The organism is Pseudomonas azotoformans (genome assembly GCF_001579805.1).
Lineage (GTDB): Bacteria > Pseudomonadota > Gammaproteobacteria > Pseudomonadales > Pseudomonadaceae > Aquipseudomonas > Aquipseudomonas azotoformans_A.
The window spans coordinates 3,049,878-3,065,505 of record NZ_CP014546.1 but is presented as its reverse complement, the minus strand read 5'-3'; the positions used below and the strand labels follow the sequence as shown (position 1 = coordinate 3,065,505).

Annotated in this window: 14 protein-coding genes; 10 read left to right on the top strand and 4 right to left on the bottom strand. The window is 60.9% G+C overall.

All coding sequences use genetic code 11. The features are described 5' to 3' along the window. Window positions 1–365 precede the first annotated feature (365 nt). Window positions 366–755, top strand: coding sequence for a hypothetical protein (locus AYR47_RS14175; RefSeq protein WP_061435617.1), 390 nt, complete (start codon window positions 366–368; stop codon window positions 753–755). A 66-nt stretch (window positions 756–821) separates the two neighbouring features. On the opposite strand, the gene AYR47_RS14170 is transcribed toward AYR47_RS14175, so the two are convergent. Then, window positions 822–1,136: a hypothetical protein gene (locus tag AYR47_RS14170; protein ID WP_061435616.1), complete on the bottom strand. Its 315-nt coding sequence runs from the start codon at window positions 1,134–1,136 to the stop codon at window positions 822–824. After that, window positions 1,133–2,206 (bottom strand): serine hydrolase domain-containing protein, encoded by a 1,074-nt coding sequence (locus AYR47_RS14165; protein WP_061435614.1) that lies wholly within the window; start codon window positions 2,204–2,206, stop codon window positions 1,133–1,135. Before AYR47_RS14165 ends, AYR47_RS14170 begins: the two co-directional genes overlap by 4 nt. Window positions 2,207–2,393: 187 nt before the next feature. On the opposite strand from AYR47_RS14165, the gene olsB reads away from it, so the two are divergent. Beyond that, on the top strand, window positions 2,394–3,149 hold the full coding sequence (olsB, locus tag AYR47_RS14160) for an L-ornithine N(alpha)-acyltransferase (protein ID WP_003172415.1): 756 nt from the start codon (window positions 2,394–2,396) through the stop codon (window positions 3,147–3,149). Further along, entirely contained in the window at window positions 3,149–3,943 is a 795-nt protein-coding gene (locus AYR47_RS14155) for a lysophospholipid acyltransferase family protein (protein ID WP_061435612.1), read from the top strand. The genes olsB and AYR47_RS14155 overlap by 1 nt, the downstream gene beginning before the upstream one ends. Here AYR47_RS14155 and AYR47_RS14150 read toward each other — a convergent pair. After that, window positions 3,940–4,512, bottom strand: coding sequence for an acyl carrier protein phosphodiesterase (locus AYR47_RS14150; protein ID WP_033902713.1), 573 nt, complete (start codon window positions 4,510–4,512; stop codon window positions 3,940–3,942). The genes AYR47_RS14155 and AYR47_RS14150 overlap by 4 nt on opposite strands. A gap of 154 nt (window positions 4,513–4,666) precedes the next feature. Here AYR47_RS14150 and AYR47_RS14145 point away from each other — a divergent pair, with 154 nt between their 5' ends. Genes AYR47_RS14145 through AYR47_RS14135 form a run of 3 tightly spaced genes read left to right on the top strand, consistent with a single transcriptional unit; the run spans window position 4,667 to window position 7,258 of the window. Further along, window positions 4,667–4,993, top strand: coding sequence for an ArsR/SmtB family transcription factor (locus AYR47_RS14145; protein WP_016975101.1), 327 nt, complete (start codon window positions 4,667–4,669; stop codon window positions 4,991–4,993). A gap of 13 nt (window positions 4,994–5,006) precedes the next feature. Further along, window positions 5,007–6,173: an MFS transporter gene (locus AYR47_RS14140; RefSeq protein WP_016975100.1), complete on the top strand. Its 1,167-nt coding sequence runs from the start codon at window positions 5,007–5,009 to the stop codon at window positions 6,171–6,173. 29 nt (window positions 6,174–6,202) lie between these two features. Further along, window positions 6,203–7,258: an alkene reductase gene (locus AYR47_RS14135; RefSeq protein ID WP_033902715.1), complete on the top strand. Its 1,056-nt coding sequence runs from the start codon at window positions 6,203–6,205 to the stop codon at window positions 7,256–7,258. A gap of 234 nt (window positions 7,259–7,492) precedes the next feature. Here AYR47_RS14135 and AYR47_RS14130 read toward each other — a convergent pair whose 3' ends face one another. Continuing rightward, the gene (locus AYR47_RS14130; RefSeq protein ID WP_033902716.1) at window positions 7,493–8,125 is read right to left on the bottom strand and encodes a TetR family transcriptional regulator; all 633 of its coding nucleotides are present in this window, start codon (window positions 8,123–8,125) and stop codon (window positions 7,493–7,495) included. Window positions 8,126–8,411: 286 nt separating this feature from the next. On the opposite strand from AYR47_RS14130, the gene AYR47_RS14125 reads away from it, so the two are divergent. The 4 genes from AYR47_RS14125 to AYR47_RS14110 all read left to right on the top strand — a co-directional run bounded on the left by AYR47_RS14125 (window position 8,412) and on the right by AYR47_RS14110 (window position 15,603). Further along, window positions 8,412–9,560, top strand: coding sequence for an efflux RND transporter periplasmic adaptor subunit (locus tag AYR47_RS14125; protein WP_033902717.1), 1,149 nt, complete (start codon window positions 8,412–8,414; stop codon window positions 9,558–9,560). A gap of 3 nt (window positions 9,561–9,563) precedes the next feature. After that, window positions 9,564–12,725, top strand: coding sequence for an efflux RND transporter permease subunit (locus tag AYR47_RS14120; RefSeq protein WP_038849800.1), 3,162 nt, complete (start codon window positions 9,564–9,566; stop codon window positions 12,723–12,725). Next, the gene (gene adeC, locus AYR47_RS14115; RefSeq protein WP_033902719.1) at window positions 12,722–14,179 is read left to right on the top strand and encodes an AdeC/AdeK/OprM family multidrug efflux complex outer membrane factor; all 1,458 of its coding nucleotides are present in this window, start codon (window positions 12,722–12,724) and stop codon (window positions 14,177–14,179) included. The genes AYR47_RS14120 and adeC overlap by 4 nt, the downstream gene beginning before the upstream one ends. A 173-nt stretch (window positions 14,180–14,352) precedes the next feature. After that, window positions 14,353–15,603, top strand: a complete 1,251-nt coding sequence (locus AYR47_RS14110; RefSeq protein WP_061435610.1) for an OprD family porin — start codon at window positions 14,353–14,355, stop codon at window positions 15,601–15,603. The last annotated feature ends 25 nt before the right edge of the window (window positions 15,604–15,628 follow it).

Here is a 15,628-nt window from a genome sequence, read left to right as displayed (position 1 = left end):
GTGGAGGCGATCAGTCGGGCAGCTAAGTACATAAAGGCTGGGGGATATATCAGTATTGGCCTCGGAGGTGTGTCCTCGTTGCTTGCTATTCAGCAGGTGTGCAACGGTGACTCTACGGCCGCTTGCGAGAAAGTTAAGTTTACCGAAGGCGGAAAATTCGCAGGTTCCACGGCTGCTGGCTATATAGGTGGAGAGATAGGCAAGTATGCCAGCGGCCCTGTCTGCCTGGCGCTTGGTGCTTCTACAGGTATAGGGGGTGTTGTATGTGTAGCGGCTATAATCGGGGCTGGCGCGTGGGTCGGTACTACTATTGGTGAGAGGAGCGGTGAGTATATGGGTGAGAAGTTTTATGAGATTAATCAACCATGACCAGTATCGACACTTGGGCCCCTTGGATTGCGATCATTGTTACGGGGGCCCCAGGCCTACTATCAGCTATTGGCCTTGCGTACAGTCTGTACTTGAGCCGCCGCCACTTGGAGGAAATAAAGGAGGCGCTAAAGAACAGCCGTTATATCTATCTCTGGGGGCCGAGTCTGGGTAAACGAGGCTTGATTTGGTCCTTATTGGAGATCGCAAAAATCACCGGGATGGTGACATGGCCGAAGGCACACATCCAAATTGGAGATTTAAACCCTATGGATTTTGAGAGTTTTCCGCCTCAGCTGAAACGCCGTCTGTTCTTCAATATGGCGTTGGCGTTCATTGCGTTAACTTGGGCGCTCGTTGCAGCCGTACTGATAAAGTTCAGATAGTCCGGGAGGGGCCTCATCAGAGGCCCATTTATTAGGATCAATCACGTGAAAGTGCCAACAGAAACCTCACGGCACCAACCGACACCCCTGCCGCTCCCCCAACCACCGTGCCACATGCGTCCTCCCCAACCCACTCGCCGTCACCTCACTGCGCTCCGGATTATCCCCGAACGCACTCGTCGGCACGTACTGCTTCACGTACCCCCGGCAATACTCCGCCGGGTTGTTGGCCACATAGCGGCACGAGCAGTACTCCTTGGCGGTGTAGGCCGCGATGATGTCGGGGAAGGCTTGCAGGTTGACGCGTTCGTGCCAGAGCCAGCCCAGCAAGGCGAGCAATAACAGCAGAAACACACTGGTAAACGGCCGACGGCGGATCATGGTTGCACCGCCGCGAGGACGCGTTTGAGCAGTTCGTTATGCCGGTAGCTGCCGTCGCGGTCATCGCCGTAGCGCACGATGACCAGGTGTTCGTCAGGCATCACGTACAGCGCCTGGCCCCAGTGACCGAGGGCGGCGAAGGTGTCGGCGGGGGCGTCGGGCCAGGGCCTTGGAGCACCTTTATTGAGCCACCAATGACCACCGGGGACGGCTTCGTCCTGACCGGCTTTGTATTTGTCGAAGGGCTGGCGATTAAAAGCGACCCAGTCTTTGGGCAGTAGTTGTTGATCGCCCCAGCGACCTTCCCGCTCCATCAATAAACCGACACGCGCCAGGTCACGAGCCGTGAGGTAGGCATAAGAGGACGCGACGAAGGTTTCATCGGCGTCGGTTTCCCAGGTGGCATTACGAATGCCCAAGGGCTTGAACAGTGCGTCCCACGGGTAACTCATATAAGCCTTGTGCCCGAGCATGCCTTTAAGGGTGGCGGACAGGATATTGGTGTCGCCGCTGGAATAACGGAACACCTGGCCCGGTGCATTGGCAGCCTCGGTGTCGGCAGCAAAGTCGGCCATATCGCCGCGGCCACGGGTGTAAAGCATCGCCACCACCGAGGATTTCAGCGGCGCGTATTCGTAGTCCTCCTGCCAGTCGAGGCCCGAGGCCCAGTGCAGCAGGTCGGCCATGGTCACGGTTGGGTGCTGTTTCATCGGCGGGTAAAAACGCGCGGCGGGGTCGGTCAATTTGAAGCGGTTTTCGCCATAGGCCACGCCCAACACGGCTGCCATCAGGCTTTTGCTGACGGACCAGGTGAGATGTGGGGTGCTGGCGGTGGTGGGCGCGGCGTAGCGTTCGTAGATCACTTCACCGTCACGAATCACCAACAACGCATCGGTGCGGATGCCTTGGCGGGTGGTGTCGTCCCGCGCCGGGAAAGCGTAGGCCTCCAGGGCATCAACAGCGGGACCAGAAAGCGGTATGCCCTTGGCCCAGTCTTTATCGGGCCAGGTTTCAGCGTGAGCGGCAACGGTGACGAACAGCAGGGCAACACACAGCAGGCCTCTGACCATGGACGCAAACTCAAGGGGGGCATTCAAGCCCGCGAGCCTAGCCGAGGCTGATGACAGATTTGCGACACAGAGGGCTGTCATCCAAGCGTCACCATAACTTCATGGAGATGACACCGGGCCTCCATAGCCTGAGTTTGGACAACAAAGTCGACCGGCCGAAATCGTGGCCGGCACTCGGAGACTCGCCATGACTCAGATCGCCCGCATCAGCGACACCGGCAATGAACGCCGTCTGCAAGCCGAACGCCTGGTTGGCGCGCAGGCGTTGCAGGAAGCCCAGGCCCTGCGGTTCAACGTGTTCAGCGGCGAGTTCAACGCCAAGCTGAAAGGCGCGGAACTGGGCCTGGACATGGATGACTATGATGTTCACTGCAGCCACATCGGCGTGCGGGACTTGAACAGCGGTCGACTCGTCGCCACTACCCGCCTGCTGGACCACCAGGCCGCCAGCACCCTGGGTCGGTTCTACAGTGAAGAAGAATTCAGCCTGCATGGCTTGCTCCACCTGCAGGGCCCGATCCTGGAAATCGGCCGCACCTGCGTCGACCCGGCCTACCGCAACGGCGGCACCATCGCCGTGTTGTGGGGCGAGTTGGCCGAAGTGCTCAACCAGGGCGGCTACAGCTACCTGATGGGTTGCGCGAGCATCCCGATGCACGACGGCGGCATCCAGGCCCACGCGATCATGCAGCGTCTGCGCGAACGCTACCTGTGCAACGAGCACCTGCGCGCCGAACCGAAAAAACCACTGCCGGCGCTGGACCTGCCGTCCAACGTGATCGCAGAGATGCCGCCGTTGCTCAAGGCTTACATGCGCCTGGGTGCGAAGATCTGCGGCGAGCCGTGCTGGGATGAAGATTTCCAGGTGGCCGACGTGTTCATCCTGCTCAAGCGCGATGAGCTGTGCCCGCGTTACGCCCGCCACTTCAAGGCTGCAATGTGATGAGCCGCCTGCGGGTTTACGGGCGCATTGCCCGCGTGCTGGTGGTGGTGGCGTTGGGCTTGAGCATGGCCAGTGTGTTTGGGCTGTTCGAGCGTTTGGGCATCGCAAACTCGATGGTGCGGCGCCAGCGTTGGTCACGGTTTTTCATGGCGCGGCTGACCAACGCCCTGCCCTTTCGCGTGACGGTGCACGGCGAATTGCCAACGCAGCCGATGCTGTGGGTGAGCAATCATGTGTCCTGGACCGATATTCCGCTGCTGGGTGCCGTGGCGCCGATGTCATTCCTGTCCAAGGCCGAAGTGCGCACCTGGCCGGTGGCAGGCTGGTTGGCGGCCAAGGCTGGCAGCTTGTTTATCCGTCGCGGTTCGGGCGACAGCCAATTGATCCGCAAGCAGATGACGCGCCACTTGGAGCAAGAGCATCCGTTGCTGATGTTCCCGGAAGGCACCACCACCGACGGGCGCAGCCTGCGCACCTTTCACGGGCGCTTGCTGGCCAGTGCGATCGATGCGGATGTGTCGCTGCAACCGGTGGCGATCCGTTACCTGCGTGACGGCCAAGTCGACCCGCTGGCCCCTTTTATTGGCGATGATGATTTGCTGTCGCACCTGATGCGTTTGTTTGCGAACGACCAGGGCGATGTGGAAATCCATGTGCTCAAGCCGATAGCCTGCGCCGGGCAGGAACGTGCGGCACTGGCGTATCAGGCGCAGCAGGCGGTGCAGAAGGCGTTGTTTGGTGAAGTGGTGCAGCCGGCCGAGCCGCGTCGCGCTGGAGAGTTGGTCGCCGCTTAACGATGTTCGGCGGCGAATGCCTGCAATTGGGGGTAGAACCGCCGGAAATCTTCACTCAAAGGCTCGTACAACGTCCGCAACTCCTGCATGGCATGGCCCAGTTCCTCGGGCTGTGTCAGGCGCCGGGAGATCCCGCGCAACACCTGCTCCATCACCGCAAACTCGCGGTACGAGCCCAACCAATCATCCGCCGCCATGTACGGCGCAATCTGCGCCAGCCGCCCCGGCAATTGCGGCTCGGCCGCCAGCACGCGGTACACCTGCGACGTGAAACGCTCCAGGGGCTGGTCGGCATACAAGGTCCAGTCCCGCGCCAGGCAGTGGTCGAAAAACACATCGAGGACGATCCCGGCATAGCGCCTGCGGGTCAGGCTGAAGCGTGACAACGCCTCCCCCACCAGCGGGTGGCTGTCGGTGAAGCGGTCGATGGAACGATGCAGCTGGATCGCCGATTCGATTTGCGGGCTGAACTGGCCCTGCAGGCGGCCTTTGACGAAGTCGCCATAGAGGCTCCCCAGCAGTTGCGCAGGAAGTTGGCCGCCCAGGTGCAGATGTGCGAGATAATTCATGGCGTGCAGTCTACCACTGCGCTCAACGTATCGTTATAACCCGATATACCGAATGAGCCTAGGCTCAGACCAAAATCATATTGGTCTATCGGGATAGACCGATATAAAGTTCGCCTCATCGCGATATAACGCTGCAAGACACCGAGCACCTGCCATGTCCATCGACCTCGACGAAATAATAAAAGCCCTGGCACACCCAGTACGACGAGACATCCTCACCTGGCTGAAAGACCCGAAAGTGCAATTCCCCGAACAACTGCACAACCACGAATACGGCATCTGCGCCGGGCAGATCGACCAGCGCTGCGGCTTGTCCCAGTCGACCGTGTCGGCCCACCTGGCCACCCTGCAACGCGCCGGGTTGATCAGCAGCCAGAAAGCCGGCCAGTGGCACTTTTTCAAACGCAACGAGGACACCATCCAGGCCTTCCTCGCCGCGCTCACCACCGAACTCAGCGCGCACGACAGCGCCGCGCTGTAACAAGGAAACCCTAATGCCCCTCTCGCTACTCATACTGGCCCTCAGCGCCTTCGCCATCGGCACCACCGAGTTCGTCATCATGGGCTTGTTGCCCGATGTGGCGGCGGACTTGGGTGTATCGATTCCCGGCGCCGGCTGGCTGGTAACCGGCTACGCCCTGGGCGTGGCCATCGGCGCGCCCTTTATGGCACTGGCCACCGCCAAGCTGCCACGCAAGGCGGCGCTGGTAGCGTTGATGGGTATCTTCATTATCGGCAACCTGCTCTGCGCCCTGGCCAGTGACTACAACGTGCTGATGTTTGCCCGTGTCGTCACCGCGCTGTGCCACGGTGCATTCTTTGGGATTGGTTCAGTCGTAGCCGCCAACCTGGTGCCGGCCAACAAGCGGGCTTCGGCCGTGGCCTTGATGTTCACCGGCCTGACTCTGGCCAACGTGTTGGGCGTGCCGTTGGGCACGGCTCTCGGCCAGGAAGCCGGCTGGCGCTCGACCTTTTGGGCGGTGACGGTGATTGGGGTGGTGGCGTTGATCGGCCTGATCCGCTTCCTGCCGGCCAAGCGCGATGAAGAGAAACTCGACATGCGCGCCGAACTGGCCGCCCTCAAGGGTGCTGGCATCTGGCTGTCGTTGAGCATGACCGCGCTGTTTGCCGCATCCATGTTCACCCTCTTCACCTACGTCGCACCGTTGCTGGGCGATGTCACCGGCGTGTCGCCCAAAGGCGTGACCTGGACCCTATTGTTGATCGGCCTGGGCCTCACCGTGGGCAACATCATTGGCGGCAAGCTGGCCGACAAGCGCCTGGCGGCCACCCTGATCGGCGTGTTCATCAGCATGGCGGTGGTCTCCACCGCACTGACCTGGACCAGCGTCGCCGTGATCCCGACCGAAATCACCCTGTTCCTGTGGGCCACCGCATCGTTCGCCGCCGTGCCTGCGTTGCAGATCAACGTGGTGACCTTCGGCAAGGCCGCGCCGAACCTGGTGTCCACCCTGAACATCGGTGCTTTCAACATCGGCAACGCCCTCGGCGCCTGGGTCGGAGGCAGTGTGATTGCCCACGGTTTCGGCCTGACCAGCGTGCCCTTGGCCGCAGCGGCCCTGGCGATCCTCGCGCTGTTGGTGACCCTGATTACTTTCCGTCAGACCGGCGATGCCGACCTGGCCCCTGCGACTAACTGATCCCCTTCAAAGACAAAGGTGCTTTCCCCATGACGACTATTTTCGATCCAATCAAACTGGGCGACCTGGAACTGTCGAACCGCATCATCATGGCGCCGCTGACCCGCTGCCGTGCCGACGCCGGTCGCGTGCCCAACGCGCTGATGGCCGAGTACTACGTACAACGCGCCTCCGCCGGGCTGATCCTCAGCGAAGCCACGTCCGTGACGCCGCTGGGCGTGGGCTACCCGGACACGCCGGGTATCTGGTCCAACGACCAGGTGCGCGGCTGGGCCAATGTCACCAAGGCCATCCATGGCGCAGGCGGCAAGATCTTCCTGCAACTGTGGCACGTGGGGCGTATTTCCCATGAGTCGTACCTCAACGGCGAAAGCCCGGTGGCCCCGAGCGCCATCCAGCCTAAAGGCCACGTGAGCCTGGTGCGCCCACTGGCCGACTACCCGACGCCACGCGCCCTGGAAACCGCTGAAATCGCCGATATCGTCGACGCCTACCGCACCGGTGCCGAGAACGCCAAGGCCGCCGGTTTCGACGGCGTGGAAATCCACGGCGCCAACGGTTACCTGCTTGACCAGTTCCTGCAGAGCAGCACCAATAAACGCACTGACCAGTACGGCGGCTCCCTGGAAAACCGTGCACGCCTGCTGCTGGAAGTAACTGACGCAGCCATCGAAGTCTGGGGCGCTGGCCGTGTGGGTGTGCACCTGGCACCACGCGCCGACTCTCACGACATGGGCGACGACAACCTGGCGGAAACCTTCACCTACGTCGCCAGCGAACTGGGCAAGCGTGGTATCGCCTTCATCTGCTCCCGTGAGAAAGAAGCCGGCGACAGCCTCGGCCCACAGCTCAAGAAAGCCTTCGGCGGCGTGTACATCGCCAACGAACGCTTCACCAAGGACAGCGCCAACGCCTGGGTGGCCGAAGGCAAAGCCGATGCCGTGGCCTGGGGTGTGCCGTTCATTGCCAACCCTGACCTGCCGGCTCGCTTGAAAGCCGACGCACCGTTGAACGAAGCACGCCCAGATACTTTCTACAGCAAGGGCCCGGTGGGTTACATCGACTACCCAACGCTGGCGATCTGACGTAATAAGCTGAAACGAAAAAGCCCCGGTTCGCAGGAACCGGGGCTTTTTCGTGGAGGCAGGGAAACATTCCTTCACAGGCCTGCAACAAAATCGCTACAAAATACTTAGGCGGCTACCTATCAACTGCCCGCCAGCCCGTATATAAAGTCACCCCACCGATCAGGCGGAAGGACGATTGACTGTCCTTGGGCTTTACTGTTGACACAACCTGATGCAATTACGCATTTTGTCTTAATTGCGCAGGCTGGGGCTCCAGCGCAGCATGTCCAACCCGGCATCCACCCAGCGCTCGGCGTCCTGATGCAGTTGGAAGCTGTCGGGAACCAGCAGCCACTGGCCGATCAGCCCGTTGATGTAGGCGTGGATGCACACCGCGCCACGGGTGGTATCGAGGTTTTCCGGCAGTTGCCCGCGATGGACCGCGTTACGCAAGGTCAGGCCGATGCGCAGGTTGCATTCCAGGCTGTGGGTCTGACGCTGGCGACGCATGTCGCACATTTCATCGGTGAATTCGCACTTATGGAACAAGATCTCGTTGATGCGCCGGGTTTTCGGGTCCAGGGCCACTTGATGAAACAAATGAATCAACAGCTTGCGCATACAGCCCAGCGGGTCGAGTTCATCCTCGCTTTCACTCGCCCTGGCCAACTCGTCCAGCGGCTCATGCAGCGTGTCGAGCAGCGCCTGCAGCAAATCGGATTTATTACTGAAATGCCAATAGATGGCACCCCGCGTCACACCGGCCAGCGCGGCGATGTCCGCGAGCGTGGTCCGCGCGACGCCGCGCTCATAGAAGGCTTGCTCGGCGGCTTGAAGAATCTGGCTGCGCGTTTCCTGAGCTTCCTCTTTGGTGCGACGAACCATGGCAGTACAACCTCAATCAGGGCACTTGAGACTATCGTTAACGCAGAATTAACCGCCGGTAACGATCATCCGAATATTTGTGGGACGACACCGTCATGGGTGGCGAACGTAATGAAATCGAGGCTTTGGGCGTTGCTTTGTCAACATTCCGCGAAGCCTGTCAAGAGTTTACAAACAACCATGAACGTAAGTATATTGCGTAGCAAGCTACTTATCTACTCAGTGTTTGTTTTTTACCCTTCCACACTTCTTGTGCGCACCCTGCGCGCCTGACCCGAGGATCTTCATGCAACTTAAGCCAGCTGTTACCGCTCTGGTCACTGCCGTCGCCCTGGCATCGCTGCTCAGCGGATGTAAAAAGGAAGAAGCGGCTCCGCCCGCTCAAACCCCTCAGGTCGGCGTGGTCACCATTCAACCGCAAGCCTATACCCTGACGTCCGAGCTGCCAGGCCGCACCACCGCCTACCGCATCGCGGAAGTTCGCCCACAGGTCAACGGCATCATTCTCAAGCGCCTGTTCAAGGAAGGCGGCGACGTGAAGGAAGGGCAACAGCTCTACCAGATCGACCCGTCGGTGTATGACGCCACCCTGAAAAGCGCACAAGCCAGCCTGACCCAGACCAAGTCCATCTCCGACCGCTACAAGCAGTTGGTCGATGAACAAGCCGTCAGCCGCCAGGAATACGACACCGCCGTCGCCAACCGCATGACTGCGGAAGCAAACGTTCAAACGGCCCAGATCAACGTGCGCTACACCAAAGTATTCGCACCGATTTCCGGGCGTATCGGCCGTTCTTCGGTGACCGAAGGCGCGCTGGTCAGCAATGGCCAGACCGATGCCATGGCCGTGATCCAGCAACTGGACCCGATCTACGTCGACGTCACGCAGTCTTCGGCTGAAATGCTGAAACTGCGCCGCGACCTGGAAAGCGGCCAGCTGGAAAAAGCCGGCGCCAACGCCGCCAAGGTCAAGCTGACCCTGGAAGACGGTAGCGCCTATGGCCAGGACGGCAAACTGGAATTCTCCGAAGTGTCGGTTGACCAGACCACCGGTTCCGTGACCCTGCGCGCCGTGTTCCCCAACCCTGACCACACCCTGCTGCCGGGCATGTTCGTACACGCCCAGTTACAAGCTGGCGTGAACAGCAAAGCCATCCTGGCACCACAACAAGGCGTGACCCGCGATATCAAAGGTATCCCGACTGCCATGGTGGTGAACAAGGACAACAAGGTAGAACAGCGTCAACTGGTGGCCAACCGTACTGCCGGCGCCTACTGGCTGGTGGAAAAAGGCCTGAACGCCGGTGACCGTGTGATCACCGAAGGCCTGCAATTCATCAAGCCGGGCATCGAAGTCAAGGTCAAGGACGCCGACAACGCCAAGCCTGCCGGTTCTGCTCCAGCTCCTGCTGCCGCTGCTGGCCAGGGGGAGTAACCCATGTCGAAATTTTTTATCGACCGTCCCATTTTCGCCTGGGTAATTGCCCTGGTGATCATGCTGGTCGGGGCACTGTCGATCCTGAAGTTGCCCATTAACCAATACCCGGCCATTGCGCCTACCGCCATCGACATCCAGGTGACCTACCCAGGCGCGTCCGCACAAACCGTGCAGGACACCGTGGTGCAGGTCATCGAGCAACAGCTCAACGGTATCGACAACCTGCGTTATGTCGCCTCGGACAGTAACTCCGACGGCAGCATGACCATCACCGCGACGTTCAACCAGGGTACCAACCCGGATATCGCCCAGGTCCAGGTGCAGAACAAGCTGAACCTGGCGACCCCATTGCTGCCGCAAGAAGTGCAGCAACAGGGTATCCGCGTGACCAAGTCGGTGAAGAACTTCCTGATGGTGATCGGTCTGGTGTCGGAAGACGGCAGCATGACCAAGGACGACCTGTCCAACTACATCGTGTCCAACATCCAGGACCCGATCTCGCGTACCGCGGGTGTGGGTGACTTCCAGGTGTTCGGTTCGCAGTACGCCATGCGGATCTGGCTCGACCCGGCCAAGCTGAACAACTACCAGTTGACCCCGGTCGACGTCAGCACCGCCATCGCGGCCCAGAACGTCCAGGTGGCCACCGGCCAATTGGGCGGCCTGCCTGCCCTGCCCGGCACCCAGCTGAACGCGACCATCATCGGCAAGACCCGTCTGCAGACTGCCGAGCAGTTCGGCAAGATCCTGATGAAGGTGAACGCCGACGGCTCGCAGGTTCGCCTGCGTGACATCGCACGTATCGAACTGGGCGGCCAGAACTACAGCATCAGTGCGCAGTTCAACGGCAAGCCAGCTTCCGGTATGGCGATCAAGCTCGCATCGGGCGCCAACGCCCTGGACACCGCCAAGGCCATCCGCGCCACCGTGGCGTCGCTGGAACCGTTCTTCCCGCCTGGCATGAAGGCAGTGGTGCCGTATGACACCACGCCGGTGGTGACCGAATCGATCTCCGGTGTGGTGCACACCCTGGTCGAAGCGATCGTGCTGGTGTTCCTGGTGATGTTCCTGTTCCTGCAGAACTTCCGCGCCACCATCATCACCACCATGACGGTGCCGGTGGTATTGCTGGGTACCTTCGGGATCCTGGCCGCGTTCGGCTTCACCATCAACACCCTGACCATGTTCGGCATGATCCTGGCCATCGGCTTGCTGGTGGACGATGCCATCGTGGTGGTAGAAAACGTCGAGCGGGTAATGGCCGAGGAACACCTATCGCCTAAAGAAGCGACGGTGAAATCCATGGGCCAGATCCAGGGCGCCCTGGTGGGTATTGCCCTGGTACTGTCGGCGGTACTGTTGCCGATGGCGTTCTTCGGTGGTTCTACCGGTGTGATCTACAAACAGTTCTCCATCACCATCGTTTCGGCCATGGCGTTGTCGGTACTGGTTGCCCTGATCTTCACCCCGGCCTTGTGCGCCACCATGCTCAAGCCGATCGACCCTGAGAAACACGGCCAACCCAAGCGTGGTTTCTTCGGCTGGTTCAACCGCACCTTCGACCGTGGCGTACTGAGCTACGAGCGCGGCGTGGGCAACATGATCAAGCACAAGTTTCCGGCATTCTTCGTGTACCTGATCATCTTCGTCGGCATGATCTGGCTGTTCACCCGCATCCCGAGCGCGTTCCTGCCGGAAGAAGACCAAGGCGTGATCTTTGCCCAGGTGCAGACCCCGGTCGGTTCTTCGGCTGAGCGTACGCAAAAAGTCATCGACGACATGCGTGCCTTCCTGCTCAACGACAAGGAAGGCGAGCCGGGCGAAGGCAAGGCCGTGAAATCGGTGTTTACCGTCAACGGCTTCAACTTCGCCGGTCGTGGCCAGAGTTCGGGCCTGGCGTTCGTGATGCTCAAGCCATGGGATGAACGCGATTCGTCCATGTCGGTATTCGAAGTGGCCAAGCGTGCCCAGGGTTACTTCTTCGGCGCCTTCAAGGACGCCATGGTATTTGCCATCGTGCCGCCTTCGGTGCTGGAGTTGGGTAACGCCACCGGTTTCGACGTGTTCCTGCAAGATCAGGGCGGTGTCGGCCACGAAAAACTGATGGAAGCGCGCAACCAGTTCCTCGGTGCCGCCGCACAAAGCAAGATCCTGGCGGGTGTGCGTCCTAACGGCGTGAACGATGAGCCGCAGTACGAGCTCACCGTCGATGATGAGAAGGCCAGCGCCCAGGGCATCACCTTGTCGAGCATCAACCAGACCCTGGCGATTGCCCTGGGTGGCAGCTACGTCAACGACTTCATCGACCGTGGTCGAGTGAAGAAGGTGTACGTGCAAGGCGAAGCGGCTGGCCGGATGTCCCCGGAAGACCTGGACAAATGGTACGTGCGCAGCGATTCCGGGAAGATGGTGCCGATGTCGGCCATTTCCTCGGGCAAGTGGATCTACGGTTCGCCGAAGCTCTCGCGGTACAACGGTGTAGCGGCGATGGAAATCCTCGGTACTCCGGCACCGGGCTACAGTACCGGTGATGCGATGGCCGAAGTCGAGCGTATCGCCAAGCAATTGCCGGCCGGCGTGGGCTATGCCTGGACGGGCCTGTCGTACGAAGAACGTCTGTCCGGCTCCCAGGCGCCTGCGCTGTACGCCCTGTCGCTGTTGGTGGTGTTCCTGTGCCTCGCAGCCCTGTACGAAAGCTGGTCGATCCCGATTGCGGTAGTACTTGTGGTGCCGCTGGGCGTGGTGGGTGCGTTGATCGCCACCAGCATGCGCGGGCTGTCCAACGACGTGTTCTTCCAGGTGGGCTTGTTGGTGACGGTGGGTCTGGCGGCGAAGAACGCCATCCTGATCGTGGAGTTCGCCAAAGAGCTTCACGAGCAGGGCAAAGGCATCGTCGAGGCGGCCATCGAGGCATCTCGCATGCGTCTGCGCCCGATCATCATGACCTCCATGGCGTTCATCCTCGGCGTACTGCCGCTGGCGATCTCCTCGGGCGCAGGCTCAGGTAGCCAGCACGCCATCGGTACCGGTGTAATTGGCGGTATGATCACGGCCACTGTGCTGGCGATCTTCTGGGTGCCGTTGTTCTTCGCAACCGTATCCGCCGCTGGCGAACGTAAAAAGACTGACACAACTGAAACCCCTAAAGAGGCTGGCCAATGAGCAAGTCGCTACTTTCCCTAGCGGTCACGGCATTCGTGCTCAGTGGCTGCTCGCTGATACCTGACTATCAGCGCCCCGAAGCGCCGGTGGCCGCACAGTTCCCGCAGGGGCCGGCGTATTCGTCGGCCCAGGCGCCGAGCCAGGCCGCTGCCGAGCAGGGCTGGAAGCAGTTTTTCCATGACCCTGCCCTGCAACAGCTGATCCAGACCGCGCTGGTGAACAACCGTGACCTGCGTGTCGCGGCCCTGAACATCGACGCCTACGCCGCGCAGTACCAGATCCAGCGCGCCGACCTGTTCCCGGCCGTGTCGGCCACGGGCAGCGGCAGCCGTTCGCGTACCCCGGCCCGCCTGTCGCAGACCGGCGAATCGACCATCAGCAGCCAATACTCGGCCGGTCTCGGGATCAGTTCCTATGAGCTGGACCTGTTCGGTCGCGTACGCAGCCTGAGTGAAGAAGCCCTGCAAAAGTACTTCGCCACTGAAGAAGCACGGCGCAGTACCCAGATCAGCCTGGTGGCCAGTGTGGCCAATGCCTACCTGACCTGGCAGGCCGACAAGGAGCTGCTCAAGCTGACCAAGGACACCTTGGGTGCTTTCGAAGAAAGCTACCGATTGACCTCGCGTAGCAACGAAGTCGGCGTGGCCTCGGCCCTCGACCTGAGCCAGTCGCGCACCTCGGTGGAAAACGCCCGGGTCGCCCTGGCGCGTTATACCCGCCAGGTGGCCCAGGACGAAAACAGCCTGACCCTGCTGCTGGGCACCGGCCTGCCGGCGAATATCGCCAGCAAGCCGCTGTCGGATGACCTGCTCAGCGAAGTGCCGGCTGGCTTGCCGTCCGACCTGCTGCAACGTCGTCCCGATATCGTCCAGGCCGAGTACAACCTCAAGGCCGCCAACGCCAACATCGGCGCAGCCCGTGCTGCGTTCTTCCCGAGCATCACCCTGACCGCCAGCGCCGGCACCGCGAGCCCGAACCTGGGCGGCTTGTTCAAGGGTGGTTCGGGCACCTGGTCGTTCGCCCCGCAGATCAACATCCCGATCTTCAACGCTGGCAGCCTGCGCGCCAGCCTGGACTACTCGAAGATCCAGAAAGAGATCAACGTGGCGAACTACGAGAAGGCCATTCAGACCGGCTTCCAGGAAGTCTCCGACGGCCTCGCCGCGCGTGAGACCTACAAGCAGCAACTGGATGCCCAACGTGGCTTCGTCGCGGCCAACCAGGATTACTACCGCCTGGCCGAGCGTCGCTACCGCATTGGTGTCGACAGCAACCTGACGTTCCTCGATGCCCAGCGCCAACTGTTCAGTGCCCAGCAATCGCTGATCACCGACCGCCTGGCGCAGCTGACCAGCGAGGTCAACCTGTACAAGGCCCTCGGCGGCGGTTGGAACGAGCAGACCGCGAAGAACGAGCCGTTGAAAGAAGAAGCACCGGCGCTGAAGTTGTTCTGATAGCACCTGCATCAACAAAGCCCACCTCCTGGTGGGCTTTGTGTTTTCTGGGGCTGAGCAACTTGCGTTCGATCATCGCCCACAACCCGCTCTCCCCCACTTTCATCGCCCCCGCACCGCCCCGCACCATGGCCGCCACCTGCATAAACCCAATAACAACAGGTCCTTTCGCCATGAGCACTTTCCACCCGCGCCGGCTCTTGCTGGCAACCGCTGTCGCCAGTCTTGCGTTGCCCGTCGTCGCTGAAGAACACGGTTTTCTCGAAGACGCCAGCGCCAACCTGAACCTGCGCAACTTCTTCTTCAACCGCAACTACACCAACCCCACCAAGGCCCAGGGCGGCGCGCAGGAGTGGACGCAGAGCTTCATCCTCGACGCCAAGTCCGGCTTTACCCAGGGCACCGTGGGTTTCGGCGTGGATGTGTTGGGGCTGTATTCGTTGAAGCTGGATGGCGGTCGCGGCACCGGGGGCACCCAGCTGTTGCCGTTGGATCACGATGGCCGCCCGGCGGATGAATTCGGGCGTCTCGGGGTGGCGTTCAAGGCGCGCATTTCCAAGACCGAAGTGAAGGTCGGCGAGTGGATGCCGGTGCTGCCGATCCTGCGCTCAGATGACGGCCGCTCCCTGCCGCAAACCCTGCGCGGCGGGCAGATCACCTCGAAAGAAATCGACGGCCTGACCCTCTACGGCGGCCAGTTCCGCGCGAACAGCCCGCGTGACGACAGCAGCATGAATGACATGTCTATGTTCGGAAAAACCGCGTTCACCTCCGATCGCTTCAACTTCCAGGGCGCCGAGTACGCGTTCAACGACAAACGCACCCAGATCGGCCTGTGGAATGCCCAACTCAAGGACATCTATAGCCAGCAGTTCGTCAACCTGATCCACAGCCAGCCCATTGGCGACTGGACCCTGGGCGCCAACCTCGGCTTTTTCTACGGCAAGGACGATGGCAGCGCCCGCGCCGGCGACCTGGACAACAAGACCTGGTCCGGCCTGTTCTCCGCCAAGTATGGCGGCAACACCTTCTACGTCGGCCTGCAAAAACTCACCGGCAACAGCGCCTGGATGCGCGTCAACGGCACCAGCGGCGGCACTTTGGCTAACGATAGTTACAACTCAAGCTACGACAACGCCCAGGAGAAATCCTGGCAGGTACGCCACGACTACAACTTCGCCGCCCTCGGCGTGCCCGGCCTGACCCTGATGAACCGCTACATCAGCGGCAGCAACGTGCACACCGGCACGATTACCGACGGTAAGGAATGGGGTCGCGAAAGCGAACTGGGCTACACCGTGCAAAGCGGCAGCCTGAAAAACCTCACGGTGCGCCTGCGCAACTCCAGCATGCGCCGCGACTACAGCAACAATGAGTTCGATGAGAACCGGTTGATCGTCAGTTACCCGATAAGCCTGCTGTAAACCATCATCGACCTTGCTGTATGGT

Coding starts and splice junctions, on each gene's coding strand:
- AYR47_RS14170 (WP_061435616.1), bottom strand. CDS start 1,136: ATGATCCGCCGTCGGCCGTTTACCAGTGTGTTTCTGCTGTTATTGCTC.
- AYR47_RS14165 (WP_061435614.1), bottom strand. CDS start 2,206: ATGGTCAGAGGCCTGCTGTGTGTTGCCCTGCTGTTCGTCACCGTTGCC.
- AYR47_RS14155 (WP_061435612.1), top strand. CDS start 3,149: ATGAGCCGCCTGCGGGTTTACGGGCGCATTGCCCGCGTGCTGGTGGTG.
- AYR47_RS14110 (WP_061435610.1), top strand. CDS start 14,353: ATGAGCACTTTCCACCCGCGCCGGCTCTTGCTGGCAACCGCTGTCGCC.
- AYR47_RS14145 (WP_016975101.1), top strand. CDS start 4,667: ATGTCCATCGACCTCGACGAAATAATAAAAGCCCTGGCACACCCAGTA.
- AYR47_RS14140 (WP_016975100.1), top strand. CDS start 5,007: ATGCCCCTCTCGCTACTCATACTGGCCCTCAGCGCCTTCGCCATCGGC.
- adeC (WP_033902719.1), top strand. CDS start 12,722: ATGAGCAAGTCGCTACTTTCCCTAGCGGTCACGGCATTCGTGCTCAGT.
- AYR47_RS14135 (WP_033902715.1), top strand. CDS start 6,203: ATGACGACTATTTTCGATCCAATCAAACTGGGCGACCTGGAACTGTCG.
- olsB (WP_003172415.1), top strand. CDS start 2,394: ATGACTCAGATCGCCCGCATCAGCGACACCGGCAATGAACGCCGTCTG.
- AYR47_RS14130 (WP_033902716.1), bottom strand. CDS start 8,125: ATGGTTCGTCGCACCAAAGAGGAAGCTCAGGAAACGCGCAGCCAGATT.
- AYR47_RS14150 (WP_033902713.1), bottom strand. CDS start 4,512: ATGAATTATCTCGCACATCTGCACCTGGGCGGCCAACTTCCTGCGCAA.
- AYR47_RS14125 (WP_033902717.1), top strand. CDS start 8,412: ATGCAACTTAAGCCAGCTGTTACCGCTCTGGTCACTGCCGTCGCCCTG.
- AYR47_RS14175 (WP_061435617.1), top strand. CDS start 366: ATGACCAGTATCGACACTTGGGCCCCTTGGATTGCGATCATTGTTACG.
- AYR47_RS14120 (WP_038849800.1), top strand. CDS start 9,564: ATGTCGAAATTTTTTATCGACCGTCCCATTTTCGCCTGGGTAATTGCC.